This window comes from Achromobacter sp. NCFB-sbj8-Ac1-l, assembly GCF_052695805.1.
In genome coordinates this window covers 1162392-1181676 of sequence record NZ_CP199812.1, presented here as the reverse complement: position 1 = coordinate 1181676, position 19285 = coordinate 1162392, and the positions used below count along the sequence as shown (strand labels likewise).

The window sequence follows — 19285 nt, the reverse complement described above, 5'->3', positions numbered from 1 at the left end:
ACGGCGCCTTGCGGCGCCGTTCTCGACAAGCTTGCAGCAGGCCTTATTCGGCTTGCGGTTCCGCTTGCGGGGCAGCTTCGGGCGCAGCAGCGGGTTGCTGCTGCTCGATGCCACCGATGGCCTTGATGGACAGGCGCAGACGGCCCTTGTCGTCGGCCTCGATGACCTTGACGCGGACTTGCTGGCCGACCTTCAGCACATCGTTGATGTTCGCGATGCGGTAGTTGGCGATTTCCGAGATGTGCAGCAGGCCGTCGCGGCCCGGCAGCACTTGCACGATGGCGCCGAAGTCCAGCAGACGCAGGACCGAGCCTTCGTAGATCTGGCCCACTTCGACGTCGGCGGTCAGCTCGACGATGCGGCGCTGGGCTTCTTTGGCCTGCGCTTCGTCGACGCTGGCGATCACGATGGTGCCGTCGTCGGAGATGTCGATCTGCGTGCCGGTTTCTTCGGTCAGCGCGCGGATGGTGGCGCCGCCCTTGCCGATCACGTCGCGGATCTTCTCGGGGTTGATCTTGATGGTCAGCATGCGCGGGGCGAAAGCCGACAGCTCGCCACGCGAACCGTCCAGCGCTTCCTTCATCTTGCCCAGGATGTGCAGGCGGCCTTCGCGGGCTTGCGCCAGCGCCACTTGCATGATTTCCTTGGTGATGCCCTGGATCTTGATGTCCATCTGCAGTGCGGTGACGCCGTTTTCGGTGCCCGCGACCTTGAAGTCCATGTCGCCCAGGTGATCTTCGTCACCCAGGATGTCCGTCAGCACGGCGAACTTGCCGCCGTCCAGGATCAGGCCCATGGCCACGCCGGCCACGTGATCCTTGACCGGCACGCCAGCGTCCATCATGGCCAGCGAGCCGCCGCAGACCGAAGCCATCGACGACGAGCCGTTGGACTCGGTGATTTCCGACACGATGCGGATGGTGTACTGGAAGTCTTCCGGTGCCGGCAGCAGCGGAATCAGCGAGCGCTTGGCCAGACGGCCGTGGCCGATTTCGCGGCGCTTGGGCACACCGATGCGGCCGGTTTCGCCGGTGGCGAACGGAGGCATGTTGTAGTGCATCATGAAGCGGTCACGGTACTCGCCCATGAGCGCGTCGATGATCTGTTCGTCTTGCTTGGTGCCCAGCGTGGCCACGACCAGCGCCTGGGTTTCACCACGGGTGAACAGGGCGCTGCCGTGTGCGCGGGGCAGCACGCCCAGACGCACGCTGATCGGACGCACGGTGCGGGTGTCGCGACCGTCGATACGCGGCTCGCCGTTCAGGATCTGGCCGCGGACGATGGCCGATTCCAGCGAGAACAGGATGTTGTCGACCGTGACGGCATCCGGAGCGGATTCGCCCTTTTCAGCGGCGGCGGCAGCCAGCTTGGCCGACACGTCGGCGTAGACTTCGCGCAGCTTGGTGGTGCGGGCCTGCTTTTCACGGACCTGGTAGGCGGCGTTCAGGCCATCCTGGGCAGCCGCGGTGACAGCGGCGATCAGGGCTTCGTCCTTGGCGGGCGCTTGCCAGTCCCATTCCGGCTTGCCGGCGTCCTTCACGAGTTCGTGAATGGCGTTGATGACGGCTTGCATCTGCTCGTGGCCATAGACCACGCCGCCCAGCATGATTTCTTCGGACAGCTGTTGGGCTTCCGATTCCACCATCAGCACGGCGTTTTCGGTACCGGCGACCACCAGGTCCAGCTTCGAGGACTTCAGCTGCGAGGCGGTCGGGTTGATGGCGTATTGGCCATCGATGTAACCCACGCGCGCGGCGCCGATCGGGCCGTTGAAGGGGATGCCGGAAATGGCCAGGGCGGCGGACGCGCCGATCATGGCGGCGATGTCGGGATCGATTTCAGGATTGACCGACAGCGTGTGGATGACCACCTGGACTTCGTTGTAGAAGTCTTCGGGGAACAGCGGACGCAGGGGACGGTCGATCAGGCGAGAGGTCAGCGTTTCCTTTTCGGACGGCTTGCCTTCGCGCTTGAAGAAACCACCGGGAATACGGCCCGCGGCGTAGGTCTTTTCGATGTAGTCGACGGTCAGCGGGAAGAACGTCTGGCCCGGCTTGGCCTTCTTGGAAGCCACGACAGTGGCCAGGACGACGGTGTCCTCGATCGACACCACAACGGCGCCGGAGGCCTGGCGAGCGATTTCGCCAGTTTCCAGGACGACCGTATGCTGGCCGTACTGGAACGATTTTGTCACTTTATTGAACATGACGATTATTCCTTACAAATGAAAAACCGTGGCCGTCGCGACATACGTCGCACCGACCACGGTTGCGTCATGGGGAGCCAGCCCCGTCGATCACTTGCGCAGACCGAGTTTTTCGATCAGTGCGCGGTACGAATCGGGATTGCGGCCCTTGAGATAGTCGAGCAGCTTGCGGCGACGGCTGACCATACGCAGCAGACCGCGGCGCGAGTGATGGTCCTTCATGTGTTCTTTGAAGTGACCGGTCAGTTCGTTGATACGGGCGGTGAGCAGAGCCACCTGAACTTCGGGGGAGCCGGTATCGCCTTGAGCGCGTTGGAACTGCGCAACGATATCGGATTTCTTGATGTCAGCTACAGACATTGATGACCTCTTCGGACATGCGACAGGGCCGAGGCGCCCTGACGTGGTTGGAAAAAATTCGCGGCTGGCCAAGCTTTTGATTGCGTTCTCACTGCAGCTTGCCAGCGCAAAGCATCGTGCACACGCCCCTTGCAAAACTGCCACGCAAAGTCTATGCACGCGATAAAGCTCGATGATTATAGCTGATTCGCTAGAATTACCCCAGTGGCGGCGCAAGGCCTCCTGTCCAGCGACCGCCCCCCCGCCCCTGCCGGCGGCAAGAGGAGCAACATTATGTCAAAACGTTACAGCTTTGCCCGCATCACCCTGGCCGCTGCCGCCCTGGCCAGCCTGGCTGCCTGCGCCAATCTTGCCCAGGTCGCCCCCGGCACCCCCCTGGCCGACGTGCAGGCCCAGTTCGGCACCCCCAATTTCGAATGCCCGCAGGCCGGCGGCGGGCGCCGCGTCATCTGGACGCAACAGCCCATGGGCCAGTACGCCTGGGGCGCCAACGTCGGCACCGACGGCCGGGTCGACCGCGTCCTGCCGCTCCTGACCGACGCCCACTTCAAGGTGCTGGAACAGGGCCAATGGGGGCCGGACCGTGTCCGCTGCGAATTCGGCCCGCCCGCGCGCATCGAAGAAGCCGGCCTGGGCGAAAAACGCGAAGTCGTCTGGTCCTACCGCTACAAGGAAAACGGCGTCTGGAATTCGCTGATGTATGTGTACATGGGCCGCGATGGCACTTCCATGACGCACTTCCATCCGGGCCCGGACCCGATGTACGACGATGACCGCTTCATGTGGCGTTGATCCATCATTGAAGCCACCCCATGAAAAACCCGCCTCGCGGCGGGTTTTTCATTCGTGCCGGCGTCCGGATCAGGACGACTGGCTGCGGCGTTCCTGCTGCAAGCGGCGCGCGCGATTCCAGCGCCAGGCCCAGATGACCCAGCCCGAAAAACCATACAGCACGAACAGGCCGAACAGCACCACCGGGGGATCGCTGGACACGAACACGAACACCGCCACCACCAGCAAGATGCCCCAGAACGGCACGCTACGGCCCAGCGCAAAGCTCTTGCCGCTGAAGAACGGCGCGTTCGACACCATGGTGATGCCGGCGTACATGGTCAGCGTGAATGCTACCCAGGCCATGACGCTGTCATGGATGGGCAGTTTGTTGTCCACGGCCAGCCAGACGAAGCCGGCCACCAGCGCCGCCGCCGCCGGGCTGGGCAGCCCCTGGAAGTAGCGCTTGTCGACCACGGCGATATTGGTATTGAAGCGGGCCAGGCGCAGCGCGGCGCCCGCCACGTACACGAATGCGGCCAGCCAGCCCCAGCGGCCCAGATCGTTCAGGATCCACTCGTACATGACCAGCGCTGGCGCCACGCCGAACGACGTCATGTCCGACAGCGAGTCGTATTGTTCGCCGAATGCGGACTGCGTATTGGTCAGGCGAGCCACCCGGCCGTCCATGCCGTCCAGCACCATGGCCACGAAAATGGCGATGGCGGCGACCTCGAAGCGGTTGTTCATGGCCTGCACCACGGCATAGAACCCCGCGAACAAGGCCGCGGTGGTAAATGCGTTGGGCAGCAGGTAAATGCTTCGGTGACGGTTCTCGGAATCGCGCATGGAAAAATTGGGCATAGTCTCAATTACTTACGACAGACACTGAAAGGTTAACTCATCTGGCCGACAAGCGGGCCGCAGCAAGGGCCATGCCTGGCTCGACAAGCCCCCCAAACCCCGAAAATAAAAGCGGCATGCCCTCGCAGGCATGCCGCTTCGACCCGTGGGCGCGGGGCCAGGCCCCGCGCTTTTGCCAGGATCAGTTCTTGGACTTGTCCACCAGCTTGTTGGCGGCGATCCAGGGCATCATGGCGCGCAGCTTGCCGCCCACTTGCTCGATCTGCGATTCCGCGTTGATGCGGCGGCGCGAGGTCAGCGTCGGGGCGCCGGCGGCGTTTTCCAGGATGAAGCGCTTGGCGTATTCGCCGTTCTGGATGTCCGTCAGGCACTGGCGCATGGCCTTGCGGGTTTCGTCGGTGACGATCTTCGGGCCCGTTTCGTACTCGCCGAATTCGGCGTTGTTCGAAATCGAGTAGTTCATGTTGGCGATGCCGCCTTCGTAGATCAGGTCGACGATCAGCTTCAGTTCGTGCAGGCACTCGAAGTACGCCATTTCGGGCGCGTAGCCGGCGTCCACCAGCGTGTCGAAACCGGCCTTGATCAGTTCGACGGTACCGCCGCACAGCACGGCCTGTTCGCCGAACAGGTCGGTTTCGGTTTCTTCGCGGAAGTTGGTTTCGATGATGCCGGCACGGCCGCCGCCGTTGGCGCTGGCGTACGACAGGGCGACGTCACGGGCAGCGCCCGACTTGTCCTGGTACACGGCCACCAGGTGGGGCACGCCGCCACCCTGCTTGTACGTGTTGCGCACCGTGTGGCCAGGGGCCTTCGGGGCGATCATGATGACGTCGATGTCTTCGCGCGGCACGACCTGGCCGTAGTGCACGTTGAAGCCGTGGGCGAAAGCCAGCGCGGCGCCCGCCTTGATGTTGGCGTGCACTTCCTTGTTGTAGACCGAAGCGATGTTCTCGTCGGGCAGCAGCATCATGACGATGTCGGCCGTCTTGACGGCGTCAGCCACTTCCTTGACTTCCAGGCCGGCGTTGGCGGCCTTGTTCCACGAGGCGCCGCCCTTGCGCAGGCCGACGATGACCTTCACGCCCGATTCATGCAGGTTCTGCGCGTGCGCGTGACCTTGCGAACCGTAGCCGATGATGGCAACGGTCTTGCCTTTGATGAGGGAGAGATCGCAGTCTTTGTCGTAGAAAACTTTCATGTTGTGCTCCAGATTCCAGTATTTGGATATTCGATGGGTTCAGATGTAGGGTGCGGCTTGGCCTGGCAGGCCGGTCAAATCTTCAAGATCCGTTCACCGCGGCCGATGCCGGACACGCCGGTGCGTACGGTTTCGAGGATGGCACTGCGGTCCAGGGCTTCCAGGAAGGCCTGTACTTTTTCCTGCACCCCGGTCAATTCGATGGTGTAGGACTTGTCGGTCACGTCGATGATGCGGCCGCGGAAGATATCGGCCATGCGCTTCATCTCTTCGCGTTCCTTGCCGACCGCGCGCACCTTCACGAGCATCAGCTCGCGCTCGATGTGGGCGCCCTCGGTCAGGTCCACGACCTTGACCACGTCAACCAGGCGGTTCAAATGCTTGGTGATCTGCTCGATGACTTCATCCGAGCCGGTCGTGACGATGGTCATGCGCGACAGCGTGGCGTCTTCGGTCGGCGCCACGGTCAGGGTCTCGATGTTGTAGCCCCGCGCCGAGAACAGGCCCACCACGCGCGACAGCGCGCCGGGTTCGTTCTCGAGGAGGACGGAAATCACGTGCTTCATGGGGGCCTCCTTACAGGTCTTCAGAGCCAAGCAGCATTTCGGTCAGCCCGCGGCCGGCCTTGACCATCGGCCACACGTTCTCGGTGCGGTCGGTGATGAAGTCCAGGAAGACCAGGCGGTCCTTGTGCTTCTTGAAGGCTTCGCGCAGCGCCGGCTCGACATCCGCCGGGCGTTCGATGCGCAGACCCACGTGGCCATAGGCCTCGGCGACCTTGACGAAGTCAGGCAGCGAATCCATGTACGACTCGGAATAGCGCGAGCCGTAGTCGATCTGCTGCCACTGCCGGACCATGCCCAGGAAGCGGTTGTTCAGGCAGACGATCTTGGGCGTCAGGCGGTACTGGGCGCAGGTCGACAGTTCCTGGATGTTCATCTGGATCGACGCTTCGCCGGTGATGACGGCAATGTCATGCCCCGGATTGGCCATCTGCACGCCCATGGCGTACGGCAGGCCCACGCCCATCGTGCCCAGGCCGCCGGAGTTGATCCAGCGGCGCGGCTTGTCGAACTTGTAGTACTGCGCCGCCCACATCTGGTGCTGGCCCACGTCGGACGTGACGAAGGCGTCGCCGCCGGTCACTTCCCAGAGCTTTTCCACCACGTACTGCGGCTTGATGACTTCGTCCGAGTTGGCGAACTTCAGGCATTCCTTGCCGCGCCAGGTCTCGACCTGCTCCCACCACTTGGTGATGGACGCCGGCTTGTGTTCGGCGGCGGCGACCTCGTACTGGGCGCTCAGGTCGGCCAGCACATCCTTGACGTTGCCGACGATCGGGACGTCCACGCGCACGCGCTTGGAGATCGACGACGGGTCGATATCGATATGGATGATCTTGCGGGCGTTCTGCGCAAAGTGCTTGGGGTTGCCGATCACGCGGTCGTCGAAGCGCGCGCCGATGGCCAGCAGCACGTCGCAGTGCTGCATCGCCATGTTGGCCTCGTACGTGCCGTGCATGCCGGGCATGCCCACGAACTGGCCGCTGCTGGCCGGGTAGCCGCCCAGGCCCATCAGGGTGCTGGTGCAGGGCGCGCCCAGTTGCGACACGAGCTTGTTGAGCTCGGGTGCGGCGTTCGACAGGATGACCCCGCCACCGGTGTAGATCATCGGCCGCTCGGCGGCCAGCAGCATCTGCACGGCTTTCTTGATCTGCCCCTGGTGGCCCTTGTTGACGGGCGCATAGGAACGCATCGAGATCTCGCCCTTGGGCGGGGTGTACTTGCACTGCGCGACGGTGATGTCCTTGGGGATATCCACCAGCACCGGGCCGGGACGGCCCGTGCGCGCGATGTAGAACGCGCGCCGCATGGTTTCGGCCAGGTCCTTGACGTCACGCACCAGGAAGTTGTGCTTGACGCAGGGACGCGTGATGCCGACGGTGTCGCATTCCTGGAAGGCGTCCTCGCCGATGGCCGCAGTGGGCACTTGCCCGCTGATGATGACCATGGGGATGGAATCCATATAGGCGGTGGCGATGCCGGTGACGGCATTGGTCACGCCCGGGCCACTGGTCACCAGGCAGACGCCGACCTTTTGCGACGAGCGCGAATAGGCATCGGCGGCGTGCACGGCGGCTTGCTCGTGACGAACCAGGATATGCTGAAATTTGTCTTGCTTGAAGATCGCGTCGTAGATGTAAAGCACCGCGCCGCCGGGGTAGCCGAAAACGTGTTCCACGCCTTCATCGGCCAGGCAGCGCACGACGATATCGGCGCCATTCAGTTCCATGTTGTATTTCCTTTCAGTACCGGCCCTGCAACCCTGACTGCTGCCCGCCCGGATACGGCGGCAACGGAACCCATACCGGCTACGACAACATGATCCGGCGCTTAGCGGCTCACGGAGCCACGCCACCCGGACACCTTGCCGACCCGGCACACGCTCGACAGAACGCAGTGCAAACGCCCCTGGGGGACGCTGGAGGTCGAAATGGAAGCCTTGGCAACACACGCTTGTGGCGCGGCCAACGGCAGGTGTAACTGCTGCAGGATGGCTGGGAGGTGACCCTGGCCATCCGCCTCAACGCACCGGTTTCGGATAGGCAGACCGGCGCAAGTGGAGCAATTTACCGCGTTGCGGCAAAGGTAGCAAATCGAGGGTTTTCGAACCGCTGCGAGAAGGTTGCAGGGATGTCGTTTGGTCCGGATTCGTAAAGGTTGCGGGAAACTCCGTAACCATCTGACCCCAAAATGGACGACCCTCACGCCGCGCACGCTTCGCGTGGTTGCTGCCCCCCAAAGGGGGCTCTTTTCCCTTGGGGCGGCCCGGCGGGAAAAGCACTGCCGCTGATGCGGATCTATATACTTGTTTGGTCTTTCGCAATCGAACACGCGTCCCATGGATCTGCGCATTGCCAGCATTCGCCGTTTCCTCTACAGCCACTACTTCTTCGGCGGAGTGCGGCAGGGGGTGGGCATGCTGTTGCCGGTGCTGGTGCTGGGCGGGTTGTTCGGCCACTACACCACGGGCCTGGTCGCCACGTTCGGCGCGCAGTGCCTGGCCATCATCGACCAGCCCGGCGGCCCGCAGCGGCATCGCACCAACGAAATGCTGGGCGGCGCGGCGCTGGGCACGGTGACCGTCATCATCACCGGCCTGGCCTCGACCCACCCCGTGCTGATCTGGCTGGTGGTCATTGCGCAGTGTTTTATCTATTCCATGTTCACCGTGTTCGGCAAGCGCGGCGGCCTGATCGGCTTTGCCGGCCTGCTGCTGATGACGCTGACCATGCACTCGCCGCTCGAACCGCACGAGGTCCTGGCGCATGCCGCTGCCACGCTGGGCGGGGCGCTGTTCTACGTCGTCTTCAGCCTGGGGTTCTCGCGCCTGTTCTGGCTGCGCGAGGAACAGCAGGCCATGTCGGTGGCGCTGTTCGCCACGGCCGACTACGTCGCCGCGCGCGCCGCTTTCTATGACGAAACGGCCGACCTGGACGACTCCTATCGCAACCTGATCCAGCGCCAGTCGGTCATGACTGAAAAGCACCAGGCCGCGCGCGACATGGTGCTGCGCGCCCTGCCCCGCGGCAAGGGCATGGGCGACCGCCAGCGCGTGATGATCTGGAACATGTTCGTGGACATGCTGCAATTGCTGGACACGCTGGTGGCCACGCACACCGACTATGCCGCGCTGCGCCGCGCGCTGGCCGGCAACGATTGCCTGATGTTCATGCGCGACGCGCTGGTGAAGATGTCGCTGGAACTGAACCGCATTGCGCTGGACGTGTCGCGCGGACGCAAGGTGCAATACCGCAGCAGCGCCAAGGCCGAGCTGCGCGCCATCGAATACGAAATCGAACAGCTCAAGCAGCAGGGCCTGGGCGAGCGCGACCCGGAAATGCTGGCGCTGATCGTGCAGGTGTTGCGACGCCTGCGCAATTCCGCTCGCATCGTCGACCGCCTGGCCGACCACACCGCGGCCTCGCCGCACGCCAAGCCCACCGATGTGCTGCGCATCAACAAGTCGCTGACCCGCTTCATCTCGCGCCAGGAATTCCGCTTCGGGCTGCTGACCAGCAACCTGCGGCTGGACTCGCCGCACTTTCGCTATGCGCTGCGCGTCACGGCGGCTGCCGCCATCGCCATGACGCTGGCCAGCCGCTGGCTGTCGCCTGCGTTCTCGGCGCACAACTACTGGATCATGCTGACCATCGTCATCATCATGAAGCCGGGCTTTGCGCTGACCCGTCAGCGCAACGGCTGGCGCCTGATGGGCACGTTGATCGGCTGCATCTGCGCCCTGCTGCTGTTCAACGTGACCGACCGGGCCGAACTGCTGTTCGCCGTGCTGCTGGCCGCCTGCATCATGGGCAACAGCCTGGTGCAACTGAACTACATGGCCAGCGCCATCTTCAATACGCTCTTCGTGGTGCTGGTGTTTCACTTCGTCTCGCCGGGCACGGTATCCATGGCGGTGATCGGCGAACGCGCCATCGACACGCTGCTGGGCTGCACACTGGCGCTGGTGTGCAGCTACATCCTGCCCTGGTGGGAAGCGCGCTACCTCAAGCCGCTGGCCGCGGCCGCCACCCGCGCCAACCGCGAATACCTGATGGCCGGCCTGCGCTACGTCGAAGCCATGCAGGCCCACGGCGCGCCGGTCGGGGCCAGCGCCGACGAGATTCCCGCGGTGACCGACGCCGACCTGGCCTGGCGGCTGGCGCGCAAGAACGTGCATATCGCATTCAGCAATTTCGCCGAAGCCTTCTACCGCATGATGAGCGAGCCGAAATCGCACCAGGTCAGCGTGCCCGAGCTGAACAACCTGCTGATCCAGAACCACGTGCTGGCCTCGCAGATCACCGCGGCCATCCCGATCCTGGCTGCCCTGCCCGCCACGCCCGAGGCCGTGCAGCAAGCGCTGACCGGCATGGTCGACCTGCTGGACGAAAATCGCGCCCAGCCGCCGGCCAACCTGCCTACCCAGTTCGACACCGCAGGCGAACAGGCGGCGCTGGTGTATCCGGTCAAGCAGATGTTGAAGGCGGCGCACATGATCCGCCAGGAACTGCAGGCCCTGGCCGACCCGCAGCATGCGCCGCCGGTGGCGGCGCCGGCCTGAGGCCAGGAAACCCTCACCCATAAAAAACGCCGGCCCCCGCAAGAGGCCGGCGTTTCTGCTTGGGCTCGCGCCGCTCAGACCTTGCGGCGGAACACCAGCTTGTCTTCAGTGGACGCCGAGGCATCGAACTTGTAGCCTTCCAGGTCGAAGCCGTGCAGGCCTTCGGGCTTGGCAACCTTGTGCTGGATCGCGTAGCGCGCCATCAGGCCGCGTGCCCGCTTGGCATGGAAGCTGATGATCTTCCAGGCGCCGTTCTTCCAGTCCTGGAACACGCACTGCACCACCCGCGCCTTGAGCGCCTTCAGGTCGACCGACTTGAAGTATTCCTCGGACGCCAGGTTGACGATCACCGGGGTCTTCTGGCCGGCCTGGCGCTCGTTCAGGTAGTCGGCAATGCCGCTGCCCCAGTACTCGTACAGGTTCTTGCCCTTGGGCGTTTCCAGCCGCGTGCCCATTTCCAGGCGGTACGGCTGCATCAGGTCCAGCGGACGCAGCACGCCGTACAGGCCGCTCAGGATGGCCACGTGCTCTTGCGCCCAGTCCAGCTGCTTGGCCGACAAGGTCGAGGCATCCAGCCCTTCGTAGACATCGCCATTGAAGGCCAGCACGGCCTGGCGTGAATTGGCCTGCGTGAACGTGCGCTTCCAGTGCGCATAGCGCTGCACGTTCAGCTCGGACAGGGCCGGACTCAGGCTCATCAGCTCGGAAATATCTTCGGCGCTCTTGGTCTTGAGGACCTTGATCAGGCCGGCGGCCTGGTCCACGAACAACGGCTGGGTATGGGTCTCGACGTGCACGGGCGAGTCATAGTCCAGCTTCTTGGCGGGGGAAAGCAAAAACAGCATTCGGGTTCCTTTATCAGCGCGCCGTCCAGCCGCCATCGACGGAAACGGTCGTACCAGTGATTTGCGCGGCGGCGTCGGACGCCAGGAAAACGGCCGTACCGCCCAATTGCTCGGCCGTGACGAACTGCAGCGACGGCTGCTTTTCGCTGAGCAGTTCTCGGGCGGCGGTTTCCTGGTCGACGCCGTTCTTTTCGGCCAGCGCCGAAATCTGCTTTTCAACCAGGGGCGTGCGCACCCAGCCCGGGCAGATGGCGTTGGCGGTAATGCCCTGGCCGGCCGTTTCCAGGGCCGTCACCTTGGTGAAACCCACCACGCCGTGCTTGGCGGCCACGTACGCCGACTTGTTGGCCGAGGCCACCAGGCCATGCGCCGACGCGATGTTGATGATGCGGCCGAAGCCTTGCTTTTTCATGTGCGGCAGCGCGGCGGCGGTGCCGTGGAACACGGCCGACAGGTTCAGCGCCAGGATCGCGTCCCACTTGTCGGCGGGAAAATCCTCGATCAGTGCGGTGTGCTGGATGCCGGCATTGTTCACCAGGATGTCGATGCGGCCGGCCTGGCGCACGGCGTTGTCGATCAGGCCGCGCACGGCGTCGCCCTTGGACAGGTCGGCGCCGTCGTACCACACCTTGACGCCATGCCGGGTCGCCAGGTCGGCGCGCAGCTTGTCGATCTCGGCGGCGTCGCCGAAGCCGTTCAGGACGATATCGGCGCCCTGCTGGGCCAGGGCCGTGGCGATACCCAGGCCGATCCCGCTGGTGGAACCGGTGACGACTGCGACTTTTCCTTTGAGCATAGATATTCTCCTGTGGCGGGGCGCGGAATGCGGGCGTCGGCCGAAACGCGCCGGCCGGCGCCGCGGGCGAAACACGGGCTGACAAAACAGCGTCAAGTGTAGCTGCCCGGCAAGGCGCCAATCATGCCATGCCCCCACGGGCGGCGGGGTCAAGCAGAGGGCTTGCCGGACCTGGGATCAGACCGTTGCACGTCCAGCTCGGCCGGCGGCCGATCAGTCCCGGCCGACAGCCGGTCGGCGTTGGCGGATGGTGCGCCGGGTTCGGAAGCTGGCGCAGGCTCGGCCACCGGCAGGTCGGCCATGCCCCCCAGCCGTTCTGGCAGCCGTTCGAGCAGCTTGATCAGGACAGGCACCACGCCCATCGATATCGCCACCACCACGGCCAGCACGTCGCGCTGGTCCAGGTCCATCAGATGGTTGCTCCAGGCCTCGTTGAAGATCGCGAAACTGAATTCACCGCCCTGCGCCAGCACCATGGCAAACAGCAGGCGGTGGTAGCGCGGCAAGCCCAGGAAGCGAGCGAAGCCGTACAACACGCCCGCCTTGACCAGCAGCAGCGCAGTCACGCCCGCCAGGATGAAGGCCCAGTGGTCCGCCACGACATGCAGGTTCACCGACATGCCGATCGCCACGAAGAAGAGCCCCAGCAGCAGGCCCTTGAACGGATCAATGGCCCGTTCCAGTTCGTCGCGATAGCGCGACTCGGCCATCAGCACGCCAACCAGGAATCCGCCCAGGCCCGCCGACAGCCCCGCATAGTTGAACAGCTGGGCCGTGCCGATCACCATCAGCAGCGCCGCCGCCGTGAACAGTTCGTTCACCTGGGCCTTGGCGGCCCAGCCCAACAGGCGCAGCCGATAGGCCACGGCCACCACCGCCACCGCGATCAGCGCTTCCTTGAAGGAAGGCTCGGATGCGCTGCCCGCCCCCAGCAGGCCGGCCGCGACCAGCATGGGAATTGCCGCCATATCCTGGAACAACAACACGCCAAGCGCCGACCGGCCCATCGGCGTGCGCGTCAGGCCACGCTCGTCCAGCAAGCGCAGGGCCACGGCGGTCGACGACAAGGCCAGCGACAGTCCGCAGAGCACCGCGGCCTGCCACGCCATGCCCGCCAGGTGGCGCAGCGCCGCGCCGAATACCAGCCCCAGCAGCAGGCCGCACACCAGCATCTGCAGCGATCCCAGCGCGAAGACCTCGCGGCGCATGGCCCATAGCCGCTTGGGCGCCAGTTCCAGACCGATGATGAACAGCATCATCACCACGCCCCACTGCGACACATTGACCATGTCGCTCACGTCGGTCACCAGCTTCAGGCACGACGGCCCCACCAGCACCCCGGCCAGCAGATAGCCTGGGATGGCGCCCAGTCCCAGCCGCTGGGTCAAGGGAACGCACAGGACAGCGGCGAGCAACAAGATGAGGATCAGGTTCATCGGGGCCAGGCGACGGGGACGAGACAGTCCGATTCTGCGCAAAGAATACCCGCCGCGAAAGCCGATGAAACCCCCTGTAGCCGACGAAACCGAGGGGCTTTACACAAATTATTTTTTTGCTGTAGAATTGCGGGCTTCGCTGCTCCGACAACGCAGATTCTTCCGACCAGGGATCTGATTGTGAAAGGAAAAGCGCCGGTGGTCTCACCCCATCTGCGCAAGACCAGACGCCGTTACGGAATCCAGCCACGGAGAGGTGGCAGAGTGGTCGAATGTACCTGACTCGAAATCAGGCGTACGGTATCCCCGTACCGTGGGTTCGAATCCCACCCTCTCCGCCAGTATTCCAAAAAGGCCAATCCCTCGGGATTGGCCTTTTTCTTTCTCAGCCCAACGCCCACAGGCGCTGGACAGACTCAGTACGCGGCGATTCGCAGCGCGGGGCCCGACGAATGGTCGGTCGTCCCCGTGGATGCCAGGGCCTGCCGACCCGCCACCTGGCTGCCGTCCGGCAGCTTGAACGCGCTGACCGCCCGGGTGAGTTCCGCAGCCTGGTCCTGCATCGAACCCGCCGCCGCAGCAGCCTCTTCCACCAGCGCCGCGTTCTGTTGCGTCACCTCGTCCATTTGCGATACGGCGCGGTTGACCTGCTCGATGCCGTCGGCCTGCTCGGCTGACGCCGCGGCGATCTCGCCCATGATGTCGGTCACACGCTGCACCGAACTGACGATTTCCTGCATCGTCGCGCCCGCGCGCTCCGCGCTGCCCGAGCCCTGGCGGATCTTCGAAACCGTGTCCTCGATCAGGACCTTGATTTCCTTGGCTGCCTGCGCGCTGCGCTGCGCCAGGGTGCGCACCTCGGCCGCGACCACGGCGAAGCCCTTGCCTTGCTCGCCGGCCCGCGCCGCTTCCACGGCGGCGTTCAAGGCCAGGATGTTGGTCTGGAAGGCAATGCCATCGATCACGGACACGATATCGGCGATCTTGACCGAGCTGGCCGAAATCGCGCTCATCGTGCTGACCACTTCGGATACGGTGGCGCCGCCCCGGGATGCGGTGTCCGAAGCCGCCGCGGCAAGCTGGTTCGCCTGTTTGGCGCTATCGGCATTCTGCTTGACGGTGGAAGACAGCTCTTCCATGGACGCGGCGGTCTCTTCCAACGATGCGGCCTGCTGCTCGGTACGGGACGACAGATCGGTATTGCCGGCCGCGATCTCGCCCGACGCGGACGCAATGCTGTCCACGCCCGTGCGGATTCTGGCGACGGTGCCAACCAGGGTGGCGTTCATGGATTGCAGCGCCTGCATCAATTGGCCGATCTCGTCGCGGGAGGTCACGCTGATGGCGCTGGTCAGATCGTTGGCGGCCACGGTGCGCGCCACGCGCACGGCCTGCGACAGCGGCCGGGTGATGCCGCGCGTCAACAGCACGGCCAGCAGCAGGCCGCTGACGACTGCGATGGAACCGATGGCGATCATCCAGAAATTGGCCGCGCCATAGGCCTTCTCGATTTCGACGCCTTGCGCGTCGATATCGGCACGCTGCAGATTGGACAACTTCGTGATCTGGTCGATGAACTGGCGCGTGGCCGGCAGGAATTCCTGCGTGAATATCTTGTTGGCGGCCTCTACATTGCCTTCCTGCTTGGCCTTGAAGATACCATCGCGCGTACGCAGATATTCCGCTCGCGACTTGCCGATGCCTTCCCAGAGCTGCCGCTCTTCGGGGCTTTCGATCATCGGCTCGATCTTTTGCTGCAACGCCGAAGAATTTCGCGTGGACGTGGCGGCTTCTTCCGTAAAGAAGCCGGCCAGGCTGGCATCCGCACTCTTGGCGATTGCGGTGGTGCGTGTGACGCCGGTCTGGATATTGCGGGCCCAGTCGCTGATCAGGCGCTCTTTGATCAGGGACCGCTGCGTCACGGTCTCGACCGATGCATTGATATTGGCCAGGCTGACCAGTCCCACGATGCACATCGTGATGATCATGGCCAGCAAGATGGCAAATCCACCCGCCAGGCGGGTTCCAAGCTTCAAGTTGTTCATACTGCCTCCAGCTACCACCCGGGCAGGATTGAAGGCGTGTTCCGGCGGTTGTAGTGACCTCGCATGAAACTGCGCTGCCAATGTCGACCATATGCCCGCAAGCCCTGGATGGTCCGCCCCTAAATATTAGTCATCATGCATCAAGGAAAATGCCGCCGGAGAGTTCGAATTCGAGGGTTCTCGCGAGGGTCCCGATGATGCTAGCAGTCCGGAATTCGCCGACATCCGGCGAAATGCAGACCTATTTGACGGAAGTTCCCCTGTTTGACTCGCCCGCCCCGGCTGGCGAGCGTCCATCTTGCCTCCGCCGGTATCCCTGCGCGTTGACGACGCGCAAAAAAGGCGGCCTGACAGGCCGCCTCGCTGATCGACGCCGCGCTCCCCTCAACCTTCGGCGACGATCTTCGCGTCCTGGATGGTCTTGGCGTATTTACGCTGCTCGTCGCGCATGAAATCGGCAAAGCGCTGCACGCTGCCGCCGCCGTCCTCGGCCCCCACCTGCGCCAGTTTCTCTTGCACGTCGGCCATGGCCAGCACCCGGTCGATGTCCTGGTTCATCCGCTGGACCATGGAGGCGGGCATCCTGGCCGGGCCGACCATGCCGAACCAGATGCTGGCCTCGAACCCGGGATAGCCTTGCTCGGCCACCGTGGGCACGTTGGCCTGGCTCCTGGAGCGCTGCTGCAAGGTCTGCGCCAGCGCAATCACCTTGCCCGACTGGATCAGCGGCGTGGCGGTCGTCATGCCTTCGAAGCAATACTGCACATGGCCGCCCATCAGGTCGTTCATCAGCGGCGCCGACCCCTTGTAGGGCACGTGCAGCACGTCGATATTGGCCCGGGCCTTGAAGATTTCCAGCGCCAGGTGCTGGGCCGAGCCGCTGCCCGCGGATCCGAAGATGATCTTGCCCGGCTGGGCGCGGCACAGCGCCACCAGGTCCGGCAGGGTCTTGGCGGGCTGGTCCGCGCCGCCGATCAGCAGCGTGGGCGTCTTGCCGACCAATGCAATGGGCGAGAAATCCCGCTCGGCCGAATAGCCCAGCTTGGGCTGCAGGCCCGGCGCGATGCCGTGGCTGTTCACGTGGGCCATCAGCAACGTGTTGCCGTCGCCCTGCTGGCGCGCCACCTGCTCGGCCGCGATGATGCCGGCCGCGCCCGCGCGGTTTTCGACGATCACCGGAATGCCCCACATCACGCCCAGTTTCTGGCCCAGCAGCCGAGCCAGCACGTCCGTGCCGCCGCCTGCCGGAAACCCCACCACGATCTTGACCGGGCCGGGTGGCAGGTCCTGAGCCCGGGCCGACGGCAGGACGAGCGCCGCCCCCAGCGCCGCGGCGCCGGTAATGAAATGCCTGCGTTGCATGCTTGTCTCCTCGCGCGCCGGGTTCATGCCCGGCGACTGTTTAAGTAAGCCTTGCTGGCTGTCCGCCAGGCAGGCCGCGATGCGGCCTGCCTGGCGGGCGGCTTGTCCTGCCGAGTGATTCAGACCACGGGCGCCGCCAGGCGCTGCGCCAACTGCGCCGCCTGCGCCTCGGTGAGCTCCACCAGCGGCGGACGGACCGTCGCCCACACCGGGTCGTTGCACCGCTGCGCGATGGCGGCTTTCATGGCCGGAATCATCGGATACGACTGGAAGATGGCACGGGTTTCGTTCAACGCGCGCTGCCGCTCTTCGGCGCCCGCTTCTTGCCACGAACGGTACAGCGCCACGATGGGGCCGGCGTTGACGTTACCCGTGGCCGTGATGCAGCCTGCGCCGCCGGCCCGCATCGTCTCCAGCAGCACGGTTTCGGTACCCGCGAACACATCGAAGCCACGCGGCTGGAAGTCGCGCAACATGGCCTGGGTGTTGGCCCAATCGCCCGAACTGTCCTTGATGCCGGCGATGATGCCGGGAAATTCGCCCAGCAGCCGGTCGATCAGCCCCAGGCTGATAGGCACGCCCGACACCGGGGGGATGTGATACAGGTAGATGCGCAGGCGCTCGTCGGCCACCCGTTCGATCACGTGCGCAAAGGCGCGGAACAGGCCTTCGTCGCTGACCCCCTTGTAGTAGAAAGGCGGCAGCATCAGCACCCCGCCGCAACCGGCATTGACCGCATGGCGGGTCAGCTCCACCGCATCGGGCAGCGCACACGCGCCGGTGCCCGGCATCATGCGCGCAGCCGGCAGCCCCGCATCCAGCAAGGCGTCCAGCAAGTGGCGCTTTTCGGCCACGCTGAGCGAATTTGCCTCGGAATTGGTGCCGAAGATCGCCAGCCCCGCGCCCTGCTCCAGCAGCGCGCGGCAGTGCCCGACAAAGCGCGGCGCGCTGGGCGACAGGTCCGCGTTGAACGGCGTCAGGACCGGGGAATACACGCCTTGCGGCCGGTCAGCGGCTTGGGTGCTCATGGATGCTCTCCTCGTCAGCGGCCGATGCGGGTCCACTTGCCGTAACGCTCGACCATGCGTTCGTCGAAACCGAATCCCAGGCCGGGCTCCTGGTGCAGCACCACGCGGCCTTCCTTGTGGGTCAGTTGACGGTCCACCAGCTTGCGGAAATTCAGGACCTGGTCGTCCCAGAAAAACTCAACATAGCGCGCATTGGGCGTGGCGGCCACCAGCGGCGCGTGCACGTCGTGGAACCAATGCGGGCACACTACCACGCCATAGCTGGCGGCGGTGGCGGCGATGCGCTTCCATTCGGTAATGCCACCGCAGACGGCCGCGTCGGTCTGCAGGATGCCCGCCGCGCCCTTGTCCAGCAGTTCCTTGTGGTACCAGCGGCCGTAGCCGATCTCGGCCGTGGCGATGGGCAGGTGCGTCAGGCGCGCCAGCTTGGCATGGCTGTCGATATCGTCGGGGCCGAACGGCTCTTCGATGAAATAGGGCTCGTACTGCTCGAAACGGCGGATGTACTGCATGGCCTGGGTCACGTCCTGCCAGGCGTTATTGCAGTCCATCATCAATTCCACGTCCGGCCCCACGGCCTCGCGCGCCGCCTTCAGGCGCGCTTCTTCTTCGCGCGGCGACAGGCGGCCCGTCTTCATCTTGACGGCCTTGAAGCCCTTGGCAACGTAGCTGGCCATTTCCTCGCCCAGGTGCTGGGGCGTCTTGCCGTCCAGGTAGTAGCCGCCACTGGCGTAGGCCGGCACCGTTTCCAGTTCCATTGCGCCCAGGAACTTGTGCAACGGCAGGCCCGCGCTCTTGGCGTTCAGGTCCCACAGGGCGATGTCCAGCGCGCTCAGCGCGCGCATCACCGTGCCCTGGCGTCCTTGCAGCAGCGCTTCCTGGTACATGGCCTGCCACAGGCCTTCCACGGCGTGCGAGTCGCGGCCCAGCAATACCGGCGCCAACAGGCTCTGTACCGCCGCTTCGAAGATCGCACCGCCGGCACTGCCCACATAGCAAAAGCCGATGCCTTCCACGCCATCGGTGCTGCGGACCTTGACCAGGCCGTAGTGGCGAGTGGAAACAGTGCGGTTCGAAAACGAAGTGACCTTGTCCAAGGGCACCGCGGCGGCGCAAACGTCGATGGATTCAATGATGGGCACGGCTGGCTCCTGATAAGGGAATAGTGCGGGTTACGGCACCGGCGCGCTTTGCGCCGGCGCAACGCTGAACTGCATTCTTGCCCTCGACAAAGAAACAAACAATTATCT

Annotated in this window: 15 protein-coding genes and 1 tRNA gene; 3 read left to right on the top strand and 13 right to left on the bottom strand. The window is 64.5% G+C overall.

The window, feature by feature from the left end; genetic code table 11:
* Positions 1-43 precede the first annotated feature (43 nt).
* Together pnp and rpsO are read right to left on the bottom strand one after the other, a co-directional pair.
* Positions 44-2206, bottom strand: a complete 2163-nt coding sequence (pnp, locus tag ACUDP5_RS05540; protein ID WP_263910284.1) for a polyribonucleotide nucleotidyltransferase — start codon at positions 2204-2206, stop codon at positions 44-46.
* 90 nt (positions 2207-2296) lie between these two features.
* On the bottom strand, positions 2297-2566 hold the full coding sequence (gene rpsO, locus ACUDP5_RS05535) for a 30S ribosomal protein S15 (protein WP_006223612.1): 270 nt from the start codon (positions 2564-2566) through the stop codon (positions 2297-2299).
* Between the two features lie 273 nt (positions 2567-2839).
* Between rpsO and ACUDP5_RS05530 the strand changes: the two genes are divergently transcribed.
* Positions 2840-3358 carry a hypothetical protein gene (locus ACUDP5_RS05530; protein ID WP_445658315.1) on the top strand — a complete coding sequence of 173 codons (519 nt, stop codon included), beginning with the start codon at positions 2840-2842 and terminating at the stop codon, positions 3356-3358.
* Between the two features lie 69 nt (positions 3359-3427).
* Here the strand turns inward: ACUDP5_RS05530 and pssA are convergent, their stop codons facing one another.
* From pssA to ACUDP5_RS05510, 4 genes are all read right to left on the bottom strand, one after another.
* The gene (gene pssA, locus ACUDP5_RS05525; RefSeq protein ID WP_025136926.1) at positions 3428-4201 is read right to left on the bottom strand and encodes a CDP-diacylglycerol--serine O-phosphatidyltransferase; all 774 of its coding nucleotides are present in this window, start codon (positions 4199-4201) and stop codon (positions 3428-3430) included.
* A gap of 181 nt (positions 4202-4382) precedes the next feature.
* Entirely contained in the window at positions 4383-5399 is a 1017-nt protein-coding gene (gene ilvC / locus ACUDP5_RS05520; protein ID WP_263910280.1) for a ketol-acid reductoisomerase, read from the bottom strand.
* Between the two features lie 74 nt (positions 5400-5473).
* The gene (gene ilvN, locus ACUDP5_RS05515) at positions 5474-5965 is read right to left on the bottom strand and encodes an acetolactate synthase small subunit (protein ID WP_006217868.1); all 492 of its coding nucleotides are present in this window, start codon (positions 5963-5965) and stop codon (positions 5474-5476) included.
* A gap of 10 nt (positions 5966-5975) precedes the next feature.
* Complete coding sequence (locus tag ACUDP5_RS05510) at positions 5976-7691, bottom strand: acetolactate synthase 3 catalytic subunit (protein ID WP_025136924.1); 1716 nt, start codon at positions 7689-7691, stop codon at positions 5976-5978.
* A gap of 609 nt (positions 7692-8300) precedes the next feature.
* On the opposite strand from ACUDP5_RS05510, the gene ACUDP5_RS05505 reads away from it, so the two are divergent.
* Positions 8301-10523, top strand: a complete 2223-nt coding sequence (locus ACUDP5_RS05505; protein WP_263910279.1) for an FUSC family membrane protein — start codon at positions 8301-8303, stop codon at positions 10521-10523.
* 74 nt (positions 10524-10597) lie between these two features.
* Here ACUDP5_RS05505 and yaaA read toward each other — a convergent pair whose 3' ends face one another.
* The 3 genes from yaaA to ACUDP5_RS05490 all read right to left on the bottom strand — a co-directional run bounded on the left by yaaA (position 10598) and on the right by ACUDP5_RS05490 (position 13600).
* Positions 10598-11368 carry a peroxide stress protein YaaA gene (gene yaaA / locus ACUDP5_RS05500; RefSeq protein WP_445658314.1) on the bottom strand — a complete coding sequence of 257 codons (771 nt, stop codon included), beginning with the start codon at positions 11366-11368 and terminating at the stop codon, positions 10598-10600.
* 13 nt (positions 11369-11381) lie between these two features.
* The gene (locus ACUDP5_RS05495) at positions 11382-12164 is read right to left on the bottom strand and encodes a 3-hydroxybutyrate dehydrogenase (protein ID WP_445658313.1); all 783 of its coding nucleotides are present in this window, start codon (positions 12162-12164) and stop codon (positions 11382-11384) included.
* Between the two features lie 149 nt (positions 12165-12313).
* A complete protein-coding gene (locus ACUDP5_RS05490) occupies positions 12314-13600 on the bottom strand; it encodes a cation:proton antiporter domain-containing protein (RefSeq protein ID WP_445658312.1) in 1287 nt (428 codons plus the stop codon).
* Between the two features lie 250 nt (positions 13601-13850).
* Here ACUDP5_RS05490 and ACUDP5_RS05485 point away from each other — a divergent pair.
* Positions 13851-13941 (top strand) — tRNA-Ser (locus ACUDP5_RS05485).
* A gap of 75 nt (positions 13942-14016) precedes the next feature.
* Here ACUDP5_RS05485 and ACUDP5_RS05480 read toward each other — a convergent pair.
* The 4 genes from ACUDP5_RS05480 to ACUDP5_RS05465 form a co-directional block, all read right to left on the bottom strand.
* Complete coding sequence (locus ACUDP5_RS05480; RefSeq protein ID WP_445658311.1) at positions 14017-15645, bottom strand: methyl-accepting chemotaxis protein; 1629 nt, start codon at positions 15643-15645, stop codon at positions 14017-14019.
* Between the two features lie 384 nt (positions 15646-16029).
* Positions 16030-17007 carry a Bug family tripartite tricarboxylate transporter substrate binding protein gene (locus tag ACUDP5_RS05475; RefSeq protein ID WP_263910273.1) on the bottom strand — a complete coding sequence of 326 codons (978 nt, stop codon included), beginning with the start codon at positions 17005-17007 and terminating at the stop codon, positions 16030-16032.
* 119 nt (positions 17008-17126) lie between these two features.
* Positions 17127-18035: a dihydrodipicolinate synthase family protein gene (locus ACUDP5_RS05470; protein WP_445658310.1), complete on the bottom strand. Its 909-nt coding sequence runs from the start codon at positions 18033-18035 to the stop codon at positions 17127-17129.
* A 14-nt stretch (positions 18036-18049) separates the two neighbouring features.
* Positions 18050-19177: a mandelate racemase/muconate lactonizing enzyme family protein gene (locus ACUDP5_RS05465; protein WP_445658309.1), complete on the bottom strand. Its 1128-nt coding sequence runs from the start codon at positions 19175-19177 to the stop codon at positions 18050-18052.
* Positions 19178-19285: the final 108 nt, after the last annotated feature.

Excerpts from the sequence above, each read along its gene's own strand:
- ACUDP5_RS05480 (WP_445658311.1), bottom strand. The coding sequence starts at position 15,645 with ATGAACAACTTGAAGCTTGGAACCCGCCTGGCGGGTGGATTTGCCATC.
- yaaA (WP_445658314.1), bottom strand. The coding sequence starts at position 11,368 with ATGCTGTTTTTGCTTTCCCCCGCCAAGAAGCTGGACTATGACTCGCCC.
- ACUDP5_RS05505 (WP_263910279.1), top strand. The coding sequence starts at position 8,301 with ATGGATCTGCGCATTGCCAGCATTCGCCGTTTCCTCTACAGCCACTAC.
- pssA (WP_025136926.1), bottom strand. The coding sequence starts at position 4,201 with ATGCCCAATTTTTCCATGCGCGATTCCGAGAACCGTCACCGAAGCATT.
- ACUDP5_RS05470 (WP_445658310.1), bottom strand. The coding sequence starts at position 18,035 with ATGAGCACCCAAGCCGCTGACCGGCCGCAAGGCGTGTATTCCCCGGTC.
- ACUDP5_RS05510 (WP_025136924.1), bottom strand. The coding sequence starts at position 7,691 with ATGGAACTGAATGGCGCCGATATCGTCGTGCGCTGCCTGGCCGATGAA.
- ilvC (WP_263910280.1), bottom strand. The coding sequence starts at position 5,399 with ATGAAAGTTTTCTACGACAAAGACTGCGATCTCTCCCTCATCAAAGGC.
- ACUDP5_RS05475 (WP_263910273.1), bottom strand. The coding sequence starts at position 17,007 with ATGCAACGCAGGCATTTCATTACCGGCGCCGCGGCGCTGGGGGCGGCG.
- ACUDP5_RS05490 (WP_445658312.1), bottom strand. The coding sequence starts at position 13,600 with ATGAACCTGATCCTCATCTTGTTGCTCGCCGCTGTCCTGTGCGTTCCC.
- ilvN (WP_006217868.1), bottom strand. The coding sequence starts at position 5,965 with ATGAAGCACGTGATTTCCGTCCTCCTCGAGAACGAACCCGGCGCGCTG.
- ACUDP5_RS05495 (WP_445658313.1), bottom strand. The coding sequence starts at position 12,164 with ATGCTCAAAGGAAAAGTCGCAGTCGTCACCGGTTCCACCAGCGGGATC.
- ACUDP5_RS05530 (WP_445658315.1), top strand. The coding sequence starts at position 2,840 with ATGTCAAAACGTTACAGCTTTGCCCGCATCACCCTGGCCGCTGCCGCC.
- pnp (WP_263910284.1), bottom strand. The coding sequence starts at position 2,206 with ATGTTCAATAAAGTGACAAAATCGTTCCAGTACGGCCAGCATACGGTC.
- rpsO (WP_006223612.1), bottom strand. The coding sequence starts at position 2,566 with ATGTCTGTAGCTGACATCAAGAAATCCGATATCGTTGCGCAGTTCCAA.